This window comes from Ruminococcus sp. (assembly GCF_016287535.1).
Taxonomy (GTDB): Bacteria; Bacillota; Clostridia; order Oscillospirales; family Ruminococcaceae; genus Ruminococcus.
In genome coordinates this window covers 1-18,227 of the sequence record NZ_JAEFAJ010000038.1, presented here as the reverse complement: position 1 = coordinate 18,227, position 18,227 = coordinate 1, and the positions used below count along the sequence as shown (strand labels likewise).

Annotated in this window: 11 protein-coding genes; 6 read left to right on the top strand and 5 right to left on the bottom strand. The window is 44.7% G+C overall.

Annotated elements, in window-relative coordinates:
• Positions 1-222: 222 nt before the first annotated feature.
• From QZZ36_RS11960 to QZZ36_RS11940, 5 genes are read right to left on the bottom strand one after another with little or no spacing between them, the layout of a single operon-like run.
• Positions 223-2,592 (bottom strand): hypothetical protein, encoded by a 2,370-nt coding sequence (locus QZZ36_RS11960; protein ID WP_295081794.1) that lies wholly within the window; start codon positions 2,590-2,592, stop codon positions 223-225.
• 28 nt (positions 2,593-2,620) lie between these two features.
• On the bottom strand, positions 2,621-3,868 hold the full coding sequence (locus tag QZZ36_RS11955; RefSeq protein WP_295081792.1) for a glutamate-5-semialdehyde dehydrogenase: 1,248 nt from the start codon (positions 3,866-3,868) through the stop codon (positions 2,621-2,623).
• Positions 3,869-3,921: 53 nt separating this feature from the next.
• Complete coding sequence (proB, locus tag QZZ36_RS11950; protein WP_295081790.1) at positions 3,922-4,713, bottom strand: glutamate 5-kinase; 792 nt, start codon at positions 4,711-4,713, stop codon at positions 3,922-3,924.
• Between the two features lie 14 nt (positions 4,714-4,727).
• The gene (locus QZZ36_RS11945) at positions 4,728-5,678 is read right to left on the bottom strand and encodes a D-2-hydroxyacid dehydrogenase (protein ID WP_295081788.1); all 951 of its coding nucleotides are present in this window, start codon (positions 5,676-5,678) and stop codon (positions 4,728-4,730) included.
• A gap of 3 nt (positions 5,679-5,681) precedes the next feature.
• Entirely contained in the window at positions 5,682-6,023 is a 342-nt protein-coding gene (locus QZZ36_RS11940; RefSeq protein ID WP_295081786.1) for a hypothetical protein, read from the bottom strand.
• Between the two features lie 417 nt (positions 6,024-6,440).
• Here QZZ36_RS11940 and QZZ36_RS11935 point away from each other — a divergent pair, with 417 nt between their 5' ends.
• The 6 genes from QZZ36_RS11935 to QZZ36_RS11910 form a co-directional block, all read left to right on the top strand.
• Positions 6,441-7,124: a response regulator transcription factor gene (locus QZZ36_RS11935; protein ID WP_295081784.1), complete on the top strand. Its 684-nt coding sequence runs from the start codon at positions 6,441-6,443 to the stop codon at positions 7,122-7,124.
• Entirely contained in the window at positions 7,117-8,799 is a 1,683-nt protein-coding gene (locus QZZ36_RS11930; RefSeq protein ID WP_295081780.1) for an ATP-binding protein, read from the top strand. The genes QZZ36_RS11935 and QZZ36_RS11930 overlap by 8 nt, the downstream gene beginning before the upstream one ends.
• A gap of 11 nt (positions 8,800-8,810) precedes the next feature.
• The gene (locus QZZ36_RS11925; RefSeq protein WP_295081778.1) at positions 8,811-9,950 is read left to right on the top strand and encodes an ATP-binding protein; all 1,140 of its coding nucleotides are present in this window, start codon (positions 8,811-8,813) and stop codon (positions 9,948-9,950) included.
• A 131-nt stretch (positions 9,951-10,081) separates the two neighbouring features.
• Entirely contained in the window at positions 10,082-10,705 is a 624-nt protein-coding gene (locus QZZ36_RS11920) for a hypothetical protein (RefSeq protein ID WP_295081775.1), read from the top strand.
• 19 nt (positions 10,706-10,724) lie between these two features.
• Positions 10,725-13,733, top strand: a complete 3,009-nt coding sequence (locus tag QZZ36_RS11915) for a calcium-binding protein (RefSeq protein ID WP_295081769.1) — start codon at positions 10,725-10,727, stop codon at positions 13,731-13,733.
• Between the two features lie 587 nt (positions 13,734-14,320).
• A partial coding sequence (locus tag QZZ36_RS11910; protein WP_295081767.1) for a calcium-binding protein occupies positions 14,321-18,227 on the top strand: 3,907 nt, incomplete at its 3' end.

Sequence of the window (18,227 nt, the reverse complement as noted above, 5' to 3'; positions counted from 1 at the left end):
ATCATATCTATTTTAGCAATAAAATTCTGAAATGTCAACTGTTTACAGAGTTATATTCTGAAATAATGTGAATTTGTATTTTTTTTGTAATATTTTCGCGGGGAAGCTTTCCGCAATTGTCAAAATTGGAGAAAAAAACACGGAAACAGCAGATGCTGTCTCCGTGTATTCCGTGCGGTCAGGACCGCAAATTATTATTATTATTATTATTGGCTGTGAGCTTTACAGGTTGCCGTTGTTGACATTGAGTATCTTCATCGAATTGAAGCGGAACGTACCGTCTTCCTTCTCGGTAAGCTTGTACTCAGCCTGCTTTGCCACGGTATTTTCCATCCACTGCGGCAGCTCGGCGATGTAGTCAACGGTGAGGGTATACTCCTTTCCGTTCTTGACTATCGTCTTTATTTCGGGAGCATAGGTGTGTGTTATGGTCTTTGCCTTCACGTTGTAAACTCCGTCCGCATAGTAGAATCTTGACTCAACGGGTCCGACGGTCGAGTGGCTGAATGGCGGGAGATTCTCGCCGAAGAGCTCAACAGCGTATTTTTCCACGTCAACGTCTGGTATTGAAACAGTATCAAGGGTAAGCTCATAGTTGGATACCTTTTTTTCGTCCATGATTATTGACCAGATAGTAGCTGTGATTATCTGCTCTGATGTGAGCTGTGAAGGGTCGCTGAACGGTTCGATATCCATGATAGCGGCAGGATATATCATCTGCGTGAAGCTGTCCTTCTTTACCTCGCCTGACGTAAAGCTGTGGAATGACCCCGCAACTTTCAGCGCAGTAGCGATGATACCTATAACGGCAAATACCGAAAGTACGACGCCGAGTATGGTATAAACGGGCTTTTTCCTGTTCGGAACAGCTGATGTGCCGGCAGGACTGAACTCAGTATGCTCGCGGCGCTGTGCAACGAGCTTGTCAGGATCCTCGTTGAGTATGCTTTTAAGAGCAGAAGCAGGCTTTTCCGGAGCTTTTTCCGGCTGTTCGGGAACTGCCGGAGCAGGTGCCTCTTCTGTTGTATCCTCAAATACCTCAGACTCGTTCAGAGCTTCCGAGATACTTTCTATTTCAGGTTCAGGAGTAAACTCCTCTTCCGGTATGAACTCCTCTGCGTCAGCAGTATCTTCCTCGGCAGGCGGAGCGATACCGCCCAGCTGTGATCTCCTCATATCTATGACCTGACGCTGCTTGTCGGGCGTGAGCTCGTCAAAGCGCTCTTTCAGCTCAGGTGTGAGACCTGCGATTATATCCTCGTCGGAGAGTATCAGCTGCTTCGGAGCGGAAGGCTCTCTGTGACTGCTGATATCGTCGATCGCTTCTGCGGCGTCCTCACGGATATTGTCGAGAATATCCCCCACGGGATCGCTTTCCGGAACGGGAGCTTCTTCCTCAGGGTGGTTAATAGCCGCGATAGCGGCGTCTATAAGGTCGGTTGCGGACACCTGATCGCTGCTGTTCTCAAAGAGCCCGTCCTCAGGAGCTTTTTCCTCAGCGGTCTCTGTTTCTTCCTTTGCCTTGCTTATGAGCTTCTTGAAGAATCCCATCTTCTTGGGCTTTTCAGCTTCTTCCGGGGCTGCTTCCACAGCCGGAGCTGCTTCTGCGGCAGCGTCTCCGAGAGCTTCTATAGCGTTGTCGACTTCGTCGGCGATACCGTTATCGTTTATTTCAGCGCTGTCGCGGACAGCTTCTTCCGCAAGGCGTTTCATTTCCTCTATCCTGCGCTGCTGTTCGGCTTCCATTGCAAGTCTTGCCTGTTCAGCTTCCGCAGCAATACGGGCATTTTCTGCTTCTTCTGCCAGACGCGCCCTTTCAGCCTCCTCGGCAAGCCTTGCCTGCTCGGCGGCTTCTGCTGCTCTGCGCTGTTTTTCGGCTTCTATCTGAGCTATGCGGCGCTGTCTTTCTGCTTCCTCGGCAAGTCTGGCTTCCTCGATACGGCGCTGTCTTTCGGCAGCTTCCTGTTCCTGCTGAAGCCTCTCTGCTTCCTCCTGTGCCTGACGGCGCAGTCTTGCTTCTTCCTTAAGACGAGCCCTTTCAGCGGCAGCTTCAGCTGCTCTGCGTGCTCTTTCAGCGGCGTGAGCCTCCTCGGCGGCAGCCTCCGCAGCTCTCTGTGCCTGTTTTTCGCGCTCCATTTCCTCGCGGCGGAGAGCTTCATAGTCAGGCAGCTCGCCTGTGATAACTATTTTCTTTTTCTTGACAGGCTTCGGTATCTCCTCGGTCATGGGGATAGTATCGAATACCCTTGTCGTTTCAGCCGAAGCTTCCGTATGCATTACCTCGCTGATAATGCTCGGAACGTCTTCCTCCCCGTCATCGGGAGAAACAGGATCCGGTACCGGTATATCTTCGGACGGCGGAGCGAATTCCCAGACAGCAGGCGGCGTATCGTCGGATACGGGCAGCTCTTCGTCGCCGTGCTTTTCCTCTTCCAGCGCATGGAGCAGATCATCGACGGACATATCGTCGAACTTGCTCTTTCTTGCGGCACGGGGAGTATTGTGGCTTCTTGCGGGAGAGGAGCTTCCTCCGCCGCTGCCTCCGTCCATAAGGCTGTTGAGCATATCGTCAAGATCTTTTCTAATAGCCATTTCGACCTCCAAAAATCAAGTGAAAACTTTATCTGATCTGACCGTTTCCGTTGATCAGGTATTTTACTGTAGTAAGTTCTGTGAGGCCCATAGGTCCTCTTGCGTGGAGCTTCTGTGTGGAAATGCCTATTTCTGCGCCGAAGCCGAATTCACCGCCGTCTGTGAAACGGGTGGAAGCGTTTACGTAGACAGCTGCTGCGTCTACCTGCTTCTGGAATTTCTGTGCATTTTCAAGAGAGCTTGTAACGATGCACTCGGAGTGCTTTGTACTGTACTTTCTTATATGAGCGATAGCCTCGTCGATGTCGTCGACTACCTTTACGGCTATGATGAAATCGTTGAATTCCGTTGCGTACTCGGTCTCCGTAGCCTTTTCGACGGTATCACCGAGGATAGCTATCGTCCTGTCGCAGCCGTAGAACTTTACATTGTGCGACTTGAAGCGCTCGGCTATCAGCGGCAGGAACTTGTCTGCGATATCCCTGTGTACGAGAAGGCTCTCGATAGCGTTGCATACGGAGGGACGCTGAGTCTTGGCGTTGTCGGTGATATTTACAGCCATATCAAGGTCCGCGGAAGCGTCAACGTATACGTGGCAGTTGCCTGCGCCTGTCTCGATAACGGGAACTGTAGCGTTCTTTACTACAGCCTGTATGAGATTCGCGCTTCCTCGCGGGATAATAACGTCAACATAGCCGTTGAGGCGCATGAGCTCGGTAGTTGTCTCACGGTCGGTCTTATCGACTACCTGTATGATATCCGCAGGGAGACCGGCTTTTTCCACAGCCTTCCTCATTATATTGCCAAGGCATATATTGGAATTTATAGCCTCCTTGCCGCCCTTGAGGATAACGACGTTTCCTGCCTTGAGGCAGAGTGCAGCCGCGTCAACGGTAACATTTGGGCGTGACTCGAAGATTATGCCTATAACGCCGAGAGGTACTCTTGTCTTGATTATCTGCAAGCCGTTGGGACGGGTACCGCCGCCTATGACCTCGCCGACAGGGTCTTTAAGAGCGATGAGCTCGTCAACGCCCTTTGCTATGCCCTCAATGCGCTTTTCGTCAAGCTTCAGTCTGTCCTGCTTGGCTTCGGTCATGCCGTTTGCCTTGGCAGCGGCTATATCCTTTGCGTTTTCGGCTATTATAAGCTCTTTGTTTTCAAGGAGAGCCTTTGATATCTCGGCGAGAGCGCTGTCCTTCTGTGATGTGGAAGCGCCTGCCGCAGCTGCCTCCGCAGCCTTGGCTCTTTTTCCCAGTTCCTCTGTATAGCTCATATCTACACCTCATATTCAGTATTATCTTGATTTATAGTATATTTCCGGCGGCTTCACTGAGCCTTGAAGAGAGTGCCTATCTCCTTGTCCTCAAATAGATCATAGAGCTTTTCGGGGTCTCTTCCGTTCATTATTATCATATCTATTCCTGCGTTCGTAGCTATCTTGGCAGCGGTTATCTTTGTGGACATACCGCCTGTGCCGAGACTTGTTCCTGCGCCGCCTGCCATTGCCTCTATCTCCGGAGTTATCTTCTCAACGAGAGGTATAGGCTTTGCGTCGGGATTTGAGCGGGGATCATCGTCGTAGAGAGAGTCGATATCCGAGAGTATCAGCAGCAGGTCTGCACGGGACAGCTCCGCGACGAGAGCCGAAAGGGAGTCGTTCTCGCCTATTTCAAGCTCCAGCTCGTCGATAGCGATAGTATCGTTCTCATTGACGATGGGGATAACGTCCATTCCCACCAGCTTCTCCACGGTATTCATGAAGTTCTCGCAGTGATTGGGGTTATTGATTATGGTCTTGGTGAGCAGTATCTGTGCCACCGTAACGCTGTATTTCGCGAACATATCGTCGTATACGTGCATGAGCTCGCACTGACCGATAGCGGCAACTGCCTGCTTGGTCTTGGTATCCTTCGGCTTTTCGGGAAGTCCCAGCTTTCCTGCGCCAAGTCCCACAGCTCCTGATGAGACCATGATTATCTCACGCCCCGAATTGTGCAGGTCGGAAATAACGCGGACAAGGTTTGTCATGCGGCGGATATTCAGCTTGCCCGTCTTGTGGGCGAGGGTGGAAGTACCCAGCTTTATGACGATACGCTTCTTTTCGGATATATTTCTCATAGGTATATCTTCCTTCAGTTGACTTTGTTGCGCGGACTGCCGCTCTGCCATGCCCTGATATTATCGCATACTATATCCACAAGGCGCTGTCTTGTTTCAAGGGGCGCCCATGCGGTATGGGGCGTGATCGTGCAGTTTTTGGCGCCTTTCAGGGGAGTATCCGGAGACATGGGCTCCTTTGCCAGTACGTCAAGGTATGCTGCGGCTATTTTGCCGTCGTTGAGCGCCTGCGCAAGATCAGCTTCGTTCACTACGCCGCCTCTTGATGTGTTTATCAGCATCGCGGTCGGCTTCATGTGTGAAAGGAGCTCCATATTTATGATGCCTGCGGTCTTGTCGGTAAGAGGACAGTGGAATGTGAGCACGTCGGCTTTTTCAGCGGCTGTATACAGGTCTGTTACCTCATAGGGGCAGTCACTTGGCTGAGTTCTTGTGCTTATGACTATGTTCATGCCGAAAGCAGAGCCTATCTCTGCTACCTTGCGTCCGATGGAGCCGTAGCCCACAATGGAGAGAGTTTTTCCTGCAAGCTCGGCGGTAGGCACCGGGAAATAGGAGAAAGCAGGAGAGCGTTCCCACTCGCCGTTTTTTACGGCGTTATCGTAATCCCTTACACGGCTGAAGCGGTCGAGTATGTATGCGAAGGTCTGCTGGGCAACAGCGTTGGTGGAATACTGTCCCGCGTTGCATACGGCGATACCCTTTTGAGCGGCGTATTCAATGTCAACATTGTTGAAGCCCGTAGCAAAAAGACCTACATATTTTATATTCGGGCAGGCGTCCATTACCTCTTTCGTAATGAGCACCTTATTGCATAGGACGATATCTGCGTCGCCTATATTGGCAGCAGTTTCCTCCGGCTTTGTGAGAGGTATTATCTTCACGTCGCCCAGCTCCTCAAGCTGAGCTGTGGGGATATCGCCGCTTATATTTACTGTATACCAGTCAAGGACTGCTATCTTCAAAGCTTAGTCCTCCTTGCCGCTGACGGTCTGAGCTGCTTTTTCTTCTGCCTTTTTCGGCTTGCATATCAGCGAGGATATGAATGCTGTGAGAATGAGTATGAATTCAACTATTCCGACACCATAGAAAACTGTCTTGCTCTCGGTGAAAAGGAGCAGCAGCGCGATAAGCGGGGCGATAGCAAATATAAGCTGAAATGGCTTTTTCTGTACGGCAAATCTGTAGCCGAAGAAAATTAATGAAAGAACTGCGACCCCGATCAGCATCCATGATGGGAACGGGAAAATCGTAGGATTTTCAGCGTCTGATATTTTAGCGATTGATGTAAGCATATCTGGAAAAAACATATTAACTCCGATCTTCCGCCCTGTGCGATAAAAGCTGAGATAGGCGGATCTTAAATTTATGCAAAAGCCTGCACATTACAGTATAACACAAACAGCGCAGGAATTCAACTATTTTTTAAAAAATACACAAAAAAATTATGAAGCAGACCGGCGTGTTTTCGGCTGTTTTTTACAGGGACTTGAAATTTTGCGTATTTCGGCGTATAATTATATATAAATCATAATTTTGCGGGGCAAAATTATGATTTAGTTTAAAGTTGAGAATTGAGAGTTGACAGTTGTGGTGTATCGCCTGCGGCGATATAATTTAAATAATATGAGCGCAGCGAACTCATTAACTCTTAACTCTCCACTCTCAATTCTCAACTAAATCCAAATTTAGCAAAGCTAAATTTGGATTTACAGGAGGTGTGCGAAATGATCTATATGCTTGAAGATGAGGCAGGAATAAGAAATTTTGTCCTGTACGGCCTGAGAAGCTCCGGTATGGAGGCTGAGGGCTTTGAGACCCCTTCTGCCCTGAGAGATGCAATGAAAAAGAATATCCCGGACCTGCTGCTGCTCGACCGTATGCTTCCTGAGGAGGACGGTCTGTCCGTACTGAAAAAACTCCGCGGCGCTCCAGAAACAAGGAAGCTGCCGGTTATAATGCTTACCGCAAAGGATACCGAGCTCGATAAGGTGGAAGGACTTGACAGCGGAGCTGATGACTATATCGCAAAGCCCTTCGGCATGATGGAGCTCATTTCAAGGATAAAGGCGCTGCTGCGCCGTACCTCGGATATGCCTCCGGAGAGCGACAGGATCGTACTGGGAGAGCTCTGCATATACCCTTCAAAGCATGAGGTGTTCGCAGAGGGCGAAAAGGTCGCGCTTACCCTGAAAGAGTATGATATGCTGCTTTTCCTTGTAAAAAACAAGGGAGAGGTCTTTTCACGCGACAGTCTGCTCCGTGAGATATGGGGCTATGATTTTTCGGGCGAGAGCCGCACAGTTGACGTTCACGTCAGGACTCTCAGACAGAAGCTGGGCAGCTGCGGCGTGCTGATACAGACTATCCGCGGCGTCGGATACAAGGCAGGTGACGATGTGAGTGACTAAGAAGATATTTTTAGGCATAATCTCGATTTGCATCATGTCCATGCTTGCCGCTATATTTCTCGTAACGGCAGTGCTTTACAACAGATCTGCGGAAATTGCAGCCTCAGAGGTGATGACTGATGCAAGGCTGATAGCCTCGGCAGTGGAACAGAGCGGCGGTGAATACCTCGAAAGGACTGATTTCGGACATAATATCCGTGTGACATGGATAGCTCCCGACGGAAAGGTAATTTACGATACGGACGAGGATCCGGATTCTCTCGAAAACCATTCAGACCGTGAGGAGATCTCCAGTGCCCTGGAAAGCGGAGAGGGCAGTTCGTCAAGATATTCCAGCACGATAATGCAGAAGACCGTGAACCACGCTGTAAGGCTTACAGACGGCTCTGTGATAAGAGTTTCCGGAGTACACAGCTCGCTGGCAGCCGAGCTTGTGAAGGTTTTGAACCCGATGCTCGGTATACTTGCGGCAGTAGTGCTTTTCTCGGTGTTTGCGGCGTCGATGGTGTCAAGGAACATTGTAAAGCCGATAAACGATATAGACCTTGCTCACCCGAAAATAAAGAAGAATTACAAGGAGCTGGCTCCGCTTCTGGAAAAGCTCCGCACTCAGAACAATAAGGTGAGCCGGCAGATGGACGAACTGCAGAGCAGCCGCGAGCAGTTCAGCCTCATGACGGAAAGTATGACAGAGGGGCTTATCATAACCGACCCCAAGCTGATAGTACTTGCCTGCAATTCAAGCGCGCTGAAGCTCCTTGGCGCGGGCTCATTCACTAAGGGACAGAGTATATATGCCCTGAACAATTCCGATATCTTCCGCAGATGCTTGCTGAATGCGCTGGGCGGCAGGCGCTCTGAATGCATACTCCGCACCGGCAACGGTCAGCGTGAGGTAATAGCCAGTCCCGCCAACAGTATAGATATGGTGTGCGGACTTGTGGTATTCATCATGGACGTTACCGAAAAACAGGAGCTTGAAACTATGCGCCGGGAGTTCACCTCAAATGTATCCCACGAGCTGAAAACACCGCTTACTACTATATACGGTATATCGGATATGCTTGCAAACGGTATGGTGCAGAGCGGCGACGTGGCTGAATTCGGAGAGAATATCCGCAGCGAAGCCGAAAGACTGATAAACCTTATTAACGATATAGTTTCGCTTTCAAAGCTCGATGAGGACACGGCTCCCCGTGAGAACGAGAGCATTGAGCTTTACAGTCTTGCTGAGGAGATACTTGAAAGACTGAAGCTCAGCGCTGAGGAAAAGGGCGTAACAGCTTCACTTTCCGGTGAAAGGGTATCTTTCGTGGGCAGCAGGACCATACTCAGCGAGGTATTGTATAATCTCTGCGACAACGCCATAAAGTACAACGTCAGCGGAGGAAGCTTCAGCGTAAAGATATCCCATGTACCGCAGAGGGCTATTATAACCGTCAGCGATACGGGTATTGGCATACCCAAACAGTACATAGGACGGATATTCGAGCGTTTCTACCGAGTTGACAAGAGTCGTTCGAGCAGGATAAAGGGCACGGGACTTGGTCTTTCAATAGTGAAGCACGGTGTCATCTACCATAACGGTACGATAAGCGTCAGGAGCGAGGAAGGCAGAGGAACGGTGTTCACAGTGGAGCTTCCCATAGAAAAGAAGCAGCATAACGAGGAATAAGGAGTGTTTTGATGAGCAGGAAAATTGCTGCCACAGAGCTTGAAGGGCTTGACAGCGGCGGATATATGCTTATAGATATACGTGACAGCTCGGCTTTCGAGTACGGTCACATCGACGGAGCGGTAAATATACCTCAGGAGGAGCTGATGACAGCAGAGCTTCCCCGTGACAGAAAGCTGATAATCTGCTGCCGCAGCGGTATCATAAGCGGACAGTGCGCAGATGAGCTCTGCGATAAGGGCTTTGACGCTTACGACCTCAAGGGAGGATATGTGGAATGGCTTCGTCTGAAAATGGAAAACAGAGAGGTGACGGAGGCTGTTGAGCTGAGTATCCGCAAGAAGTTCAAGAAGTCGATATGGTGTAAATTTACAAAAGCCATAAACGAGTATGAGCTCGTAAAGGAAGGTGACAGGATAGCCGTCTGTATCTCCGGCGGCAAGGATTCCATGCTCATGGCAAAGCTGTTTCAGGAGCTGAAGCGTCATGACAAGTTCCCCTTTGAGGTGGAGTTCCTTGTAATGGACCCCGGATACAGTCCCGAAAACCGCAGAGTTATAGAGGAAAACGCACGCTCCATGTCTATACCGGTACACATATTTGAATCGGATATATTCGATTCTGTATACAATATCGAGAAAAATCCCTGTTACATATGCGCCCGTATGAGGAGAGGATACCTCTACAGCCACGCAAAAGCACTTGGCTGCAACAAGATAGCTCTCGGACATCACTTCGACGACGTTATAGAGACTATACTCATGGGTATGCTCTACGGCGGACAGGTCCAGACCATGATGCCTAAGCTCCACAGTACGAATTTCGAGGGCATGGAGCTGATACGTCCCCTTTATCTCGTCCGTGAAGCCGATATAAAGCACTGGCGCGACTACAATGATCTGCACTTCATACAGTGTGCCTGCAAGTTTACGGATACCTGCACTACCTGTGCTCCGGACAGCCGTTCTGTCTCAAAGAGAATGGAAATAAAGAACCTGATCGCCGAGCTGAAAAAGGTAAATCCGCAGGTGGAGAAGAATATCTTCCGCAGCGTCGAGAATGTGAATGTGAATACGGTCGTCGCATATAAGGATAATGAGGGAGTTCACCGCTTCCTTGATACATACGACAGCAAAACGGACTTGAAATAAGTCCGTTTTTTTGTTATTTTTGCGCGGACAGCAAAAAAAGTATTGACAATTTGTTGGATTTATTATATAATACTATTTGATTGAACTTGGGGTTAAAGGTTTAATCAATTATGATATGGGAGGAAAATAGAATGAGAAATGTATTAAGGGCATTCTGTTTATGCTCGGCGATGATTGCTGCTTCATGCCTTAATGGTTGCAGTAAAGCCGACCCTGCTGAAAAACAGAATGCCTCTGTTTTTCAGCAGACGACGATTTCTGATTACAACATAACCAAACCGCCGGATGATGGATGGACGCTTGACGAACTGCTTGGTGTAACTTATCTTTACGGTAAGCCTCTTACATCACCGCTGACTTTGAATTCACTTGGCAAAGACGTGGAGGGAAGGGACAAAGGAACGAATATTGAAGGTCATGTAATGATATCTGTATATCATGATGATGAATATATTGCAGCTGCATTATATGATGCAACATCCGAAGATGAAGTGGATGGTGATACACCATTTTCATATATTCAGTTCTTCAAAGATGACAAAGATCCTGAAAGTCTGGTAGTAAACGGAAAGCGATTGGGAACGGATTATGGAGACATGGCTGATCATCTTGGGAAAGTAATAGAAGATAATGATGATAATATACACACTATTTTTTATAAGACAAAAGATGACAGTTTTTCATTAGAAACCATTTATAGAGACGATAAGTTTGCTTCATTTGTTTTAAAGCGCTTATGTAATAATAATCAATAACAGAAAGGATTGAAAATCAATGGCTGATAAAAACAATAGTGACCTCTGGGAAGAATACAATAAGGAGGTAATTGAAAAAACTAAAGGACTTGCTAAAGAAAAGGCAGAAGAAAAAGGTTTAGAGCTTGCGATCGATTTCATTGAGAAGCATACATCCGAGGAATTTACAGGAATGGATGGTGATACCTACAAGCTTGTATACAAGTACATTAAAGATGGTACGATCACAAGCGGTGATACTGAAAAACAGATTGGCGCTCTTGTGGATATCGTTGATACCGCACCGGGATTTAAGTGGCTTACCAAGACGGATACATATAAATCACTCAAAAAGGTATATGATCTTTGGGACAAATACGGCGATCGTATTAAGAGCAGTATTTCTGAGATAAAGAGCCTGAATGCGGATATTGAAGAGCACGGCATGGTAACTGCAAGCAGTACACTGGAGCTTGAAGGTCTTATGAACAACTTTATTGATACGACGGAAGATCTTTGTGAGCTTTTCCCAGGAGGAGACATTTTTGGTGATCTGCTTGACGATGTTCAGGAGGATCTTAATGATATTTTAGTAAAAAATATCAACGAAAGAGCTAAGTATGCAGATGTTAGCTTCTTTTATTATGAACCTCATGTAGATGATTATCTTGATGAATTTGAACATGACTATTTTGTTAAAGAGATTAATCTTTGGGGAGATATTGATGATAAGTGGAAGGAGGGCCCTTCATTAGAAAGAATGCAGCGGCTTTATGCAGTTGCTACAAGTCCAGAATCACAAGCAAAAATAGGAGTATTTGACAGATACGTTGAATATAGATTTACACTTGAAGCCAAACAATTACTTCTTGATTTCGAAATGGAGACAGGTATTGATGCATCTTCTGCAAAAAAAGATAAAAAATCTATTTGGGAAAAGGCAAAGGAAGGCATTGAAGGCTGGAACAACTATTGGCAGGGTAAAGGCGAAAAGCTTTATGATAAGAACAGCGCTAAATTTGAAAAAATAAAAAAAGGTATTGGTAATCTTTTTAATACAGATTCAGCAAAATTATGGTCAGTCAAGCCAATCATCATTTCAAGCTGGAAAAGTGCCGGCAGCGCAAGATATGTAGTTGATCCGCTTATTTTTGACCTTGACGACGATGGTTTCAATATTACCGACAAATCAAACGGTGCATATTTCGATAAGGATAATAACGGCTACAAAGAGCGTATCGACTGGACAAATACTGATGCTTTCCTTGCACTTGATCGTAATGGCAACGGAAAAATAGACAATGGTACAGAACTGTTCGGAGATACAACATATATTGAAGGTTCTGAAGAGTATGCCGAAAACGGCTTTGCAGCACTTCAGCAGTATGATGAGAACGGCGACGGAATCATTGACAGTAGGGACTCTGTATACGATGATCTCAGACTGTGGGTCGATGCAAACGGGGACGGTGTTTCAGAGGAGTCTGAACTTAGCACTCTTGCAGAGCATGGTATAACCTCTATCTCAGCTGTTGCGGACGAAGAGAGGATAAATACAGGAACAGATGCCGTGATCGACGGAACTTCCACATTTACATATGAAGATGGTACTGCCGGCAGATTCGGCGCACTTTGGGCAACTGCCAACTACTATGATACAAAGGAAGAAAGTAACATAGAATATGAAGGAATAAATACCGCACAGATGGGTAATATGCCTTCATTGGCAAACGCTCTCGCAAATGATGACGGAACACTCCAGGGATATATTGACGACTTCAAAAATGCATTAAATTACAGCGAAAAAATGGAGAACCTTGACAATATTCTTTTCACCATGTCAGGTGCTCAGAATATTGCAGAAAAGTCGAGAGGTTCAAACATTGATGCAAGGAAGCTTCACGTTATAGAAACAATAATGGGTGAAAAGTTCAGTGGTGTTAATGGTGCTGATCCTAATCCGACTGCTGCTAATATGCTGAAAAATATGTATAATAGCATTTCAGATGTGTATTATGCAATATTTAACATCGACGTTGTTAAGCCATATCTTGATGAAATGATGGTCGCAGAGTTTTCTGATGGAAGAAAAAAATATTACACAGACGATATGTGTCTGGCAATACTGAACGAAATGGTCAATAATCCGGATACAACTATTCTTACTGATGTATGCAAATATCTTGCAACCTTCGGTGTAGACGGTGAGGTAAACTACGATGTCATTATTGATCTTAATGATTTCTTCTCATATGATGAAGCGTCAAGTGTTGCTGTAAGTAAAGAATTTACTGCTCATAATATATATATTGGAACTGATTCCGGTGATAAGTTAAACGGTTCCGGCAATGCTGATAAGTTATTCGGTGGAAAAGGAAATGATACGCTTTACGGTGGAAACGGAGATGACGAGCTTCACGGTGGAGCCGGAAACGATACACTGTATGGCGGCTACGGAAATGATACATATATGTTCAATCTTGGAGACGGACAGGATACTATTAACGAAGAGAATGTTGGTTCAACAGCAGATAAGGTAGTATTCGGTACAGGAATCAAGCCGGAGGACATTACAGTAACAAGAGACGGAAATGATATGGTACTGCTTGTAGGAACAAAGGGAGACAGTCTTAGAATAGTAAGACAGTACACAAACAGCGGATATCAGGTAGAGAACTTTGAGTTCGCTGACGGAAAGAAAGCACACATTGACCTTACTGCATCCGAGTTCGTTATTGAACCTGAAGAGGAAACAGTTACAGTTGAGCAGACAGCAGCAGAATACCTTTCAGATCTGTATACAGATGATGTATTCAGCGGTGAGCTTACAGTAGATAATACAGTTATCTCAGAAGTAACAGACAGCATGAGCATTGGCAATGAAAGTGACGATATATCAGATATCGCAAATATCCAGGCAATGGTGCTTGCGGAGAATATGTCGGCATTCAGCAATGAAAGCCAGATATCCGGCGGTATAAATATCAGCGATATCACATCAGATTCTTCAGCACTCGACCAGCTCCTTGTAAACACATCAATGCAGTGAATTTAAATTAAAAAAAGTGCAGCAGTTTTTACTGCTGCACTTTTTTCATCGAACAATAATTACCATGATTTAAAGCTGTTTTTCGCGGTATGGTATTAACACGGCATTTATCAACAATAAGGTGGTGTTATGAGTAATAAAAAAAGTGAAATTGCAGAAGGGCAGAAATGATAAGCTTTTATTGTAATGTCAATTTATGCGATTGTTTTTTTATTTGCAAAGCTTGTTAAAGCCATAAATTAGATCGCTGAATCCGAAGAAAGGTCTGTTTTTTATCAATGCTTTAGATTTCTGATATATTGACATTTTTGCAACAATGTTGTATAATATATTTTGATTAAACAAAAATAATGTTTGATCAAATAATGATGTAGTGGGAAAGGGTTTTTAATATAATGGGGGTCAGTACTGTTAAAATCATCTGAATAAAATAAAAGGAAGCTTATTATTCAAAAGCATTTCTAAACGCTTCAGGAATACGATTTTTCAGCAGTTATATGAGTTAAGCCATATTTACCACATTATTAAAATATGCATCGGTGAGAAAAGCCGGCATAAAAGTATATTAATAATAATTGGAGGACGAAATGGAAAACAAAGTATCTATTTTAGACTGGATAAACGGCTGGCGCGAAGCTAAAGGTTTATCCGCAGATGAGACAGTTTCTGAGGAACAGGTAAAAGAATTTGTGACCGAATTCAAGGAAAACTTTGAATTCAGTTCGGAAATATCAGCAAAAACTCTTATTTATAGCGAAAATGCTGATGAAAAGCAGATAGCAGGGGTAATAGGAAAATATGAAGAAGGAACAGCAGCTGCAATCAATGATCTTGAAGAGGTCAAGCTGATAAGCAGCGATGATTTCAAGGCAGCTGTTTCAGGAGCCGTTGGAGAAGAATGGTTTGAAAGGATCTACAACGGAGAAACTGTTGAAAATGTAACAACAGGCAGTGCGTTTGAAGGCGAACTTGCTATTAGAGATTTTGTGTATGACGAAATCATAAAGAACAGTTCTGCATCAGAGATAGTCGCTCTTGTTGCTGATGACGCCGATGATAGTGTTTGGAACAGAACTCTTTTAAACGAAACGTTATTAAATGAGAATATAGACGTTATCAATAACGCAACAGTCAGCGCTATTGTATCAATCGGAGGTATCGGACTTGATTATCTTGGATATTCTGCTGAAAGAAGCTCACAGGTAATCAGTGAATATATAAGAGCCCAGGCTACATCTTATACGGATAATAGCATTATTGGTAAAAAAAATGGTGAATATCAAGGAGAATATCTTGAACGAGTTTTGAATGACGGCCATCTTGAAAAATATGCTTTCCTTCTCAATTATATAACTGATATCAACAATATGACATCAGATATAGTATATTACCTTAAACAATATGGTGACAATATAAATGATGAAGAGAAGAATGAATTATTAAAAATCGCAGGTATTCCTGAGGAAAAACTCGATTTTTTATTCAATGCATATGAGATCAGTTTAGGTGACAATTATACATATGTCAGCAGTTATGTTAAGGAATTGGCAGAAAAAAAGGAACAGGCCTTAGTTCATAATGAAATCGCTGAATCGGATAACAGCATCGTATCAGATATAGTTTCAGTATCTGATAATACAAATCAGGCTTTTGAAAATATTACAGTTATCAATAATAATGATAACATTTCAAATAATAATAACAACAGCAGTAATTATTCGTCAAATAATAACAGCAGTAATTCTGCTTCAAATAGTACATCGGTATATTCTGGAAGTACCGGTATTATAAGTTCGGGTAATACGATTTTTAGTTCTGCTGATTATTCGGTTGCCGGAAACGTTACAGGTAGTGTAACAAATCAATCAGGAAGCATATCACAGGGAAGCGCTTCAGATAATAATAGCAGTAATAGTGCAGTATCAAAACTTGCCGAAGCTTTTGAAGGATTTGGTAATTCAACCGGAGATGCAGGTAATGCGTTATCAGTCTTAGATGGTGGGGTTCAGGGAGCTATAGAAGGCGTACGTTCATACGGCCTTATTAATCAAAATAAAGAGATTCAAAGTCTTTTAAGTGCCAATAAACCCGGAGCTTTGAAGATCCTTAATAATGCTGATGAGTATCGTTTCAGGAATCTGTATAATAATGGAAAGGGACTTTTGGAAGGAAAAGAATATATTGATGCAATTGGTGATGGCTTAACGGTTGTTAGTTATGCATCAGAAACAATTTCTCATGTTATAAATGCGTGTACAGGAGAAGAAAAACCTTTGAAAGCAGCAGGTGCAATAGCACGATCTGCAGCAGCAAATTGTACCACTATTGCTATTACAGAGGCAGCTAAACCGTACATGACATTTGCTGTTATTCCGACAGTAGAATCATTTTGTGCAGGTGTTTTCGGTACAACTGGAGCTGCTGCAGTGGCTGCTCCTGCTCTTTTAACGGCTGCAGCTGTTATTGATCTGGCATTTGTTGCTAACTGGGCAGGACACTGTGTTGAGGCTATTTTGGATCCGGATGTTGACTGTCATCCTGTAGACATATGGGTGAATGATGCTGAAAAAATCGGATATTTCTTCTATGATCTTTTCCATTCAGATGATATGTATGATGATTATCAGAGTGCCGGAAGTGCAAGATATGTAGTTGATCCGCTTATATTTGACCTTGGCAATGACGGATTCGGCATTGTTGATAAGTCAGAGGGAGCATATTTTGACAAGGATAACAACGGCTACAGAGAGCGTATCGACTGGACCACAACAGATGCGTTCCTTGCACTTGACCGAAATGGCAACGGAAAGATCGATAACGGCTCGGAGCTCTTCGGAGATACGACATATATCAATGGCGAGGACAAGTATGCCGAGAATGGTTTTGCAGCTCTTCAGCAGTATGATGAAAACGGCGACGGAGTTATCAACAGTGAGGATGCTGTATTCGAAGATCTGAGACTGTGGGTGGATGCCAACGGCAACGGTATTTCAGAAGAATCAGAGCTGAGCACACTTGCAGATCATGATATCACATCTGTTTCAGCAGTTGCTTCAGAAGAAAAGCTCAGCACCGGAACAAGTGCTGTAATTGACGGAACATCAACATTTGAGTATGCAGATGGAACAAGCGGTAACTTTGGAGCACTCTGGGCAACAGCAAATTATTATGATACAAAAGAATCAGACGAAAAAACAACAGATGGTTTCAATATCGGCAACTTGGGAAATATGCCATCATTGGCATCGGCGCTTGAAAAAGATGACGGAACACTGCAGGGATATATTGACGCGTTCAATAATGCTGCAAATTATAGTGAAAAGGTAGAGAGTCTTGATAATATTCTTTATACTATGTCAGGTGCACAGGATATAGACGCAAAGTCAAGAGGATCAAATATTGACGCAAGAAAGCTTCACGTTATTGAAACAATAATGGGACAGAAGTTTACAGGAGTAAACGGAGAGAATCCGAATCCTACAGCTGCGAATATCCTCAAAAATATGTATAACAGTATATCTGAGAAATATTATACATTGTTCAATATTGAAACTGTAAAACCGTATATTGAACAGCTTATACCGTATGAAACCAAAGACGGAAAGCAGGCATTCTGTGCAAGTGTTATGAATATATCAATAATGAATGAGCTTCTTGCAAATCCTGATTCAACAATACTGACAGATGTATGCAAATATTTATCAGTAATTGGAATAAACGGTGAAGTAGATCATGATTTATTGATAGATATCAATACCTTCTTCTCATATGACAGAAAGTTTAGCAGTGCTGTAAATAAGGAATTTGTTTCTCATAACATTTATATTGGAACAGCTTTTGATGAGAAGATAAATGGTTCAGGCAATGCAGATGTTATCTACGGAGGAGCCGGAAACGATACGCTGTACGGAGGCTGGGGAGCAGACGAGCTTCACGGCGGAGCCGGAAACGATGTACTGTATGGTTCATATGAGGATGATACATATGTATTCAACCTTGGAGACGGACAGGATATTATCAACGAAGAAGGCGTAAACAGCACCGGAGATAAGGTAGTATTCGGCGAGGGAATCAAGCCGGAGGATATCACAGTAACAAGAGACAAGAACGATATGGTACTTCTTGTTGGCAACAAGGGAGACAGCCTGAGGATAGTAAACCAGTTCAGCAACTATAAGTATCAGGTAGAAAGCTTTGAGTTCGCGGACGGAACTATTATCAGTAAGAAGGATTATCTCGGAGCAACGATAACAACAACAGGAAGCGGAAAGTTCTCAGATCCTGATGACGAAGCAACAGGAATAACGATACTGAAGGGCTCGGACGAAGCAGATGAGATCTACGGAAACGGAAGAAAGGATATCATTTACGGAGGAGCCGGAAACGATACGCTGTACGGAGGCTGGGGAGCAGACGAGCTTCACGGCGGAGCCGGAAACGATGTACTGTATGGTTCATATGAGGATGATACATATGTATTCAACCTTGGAGACG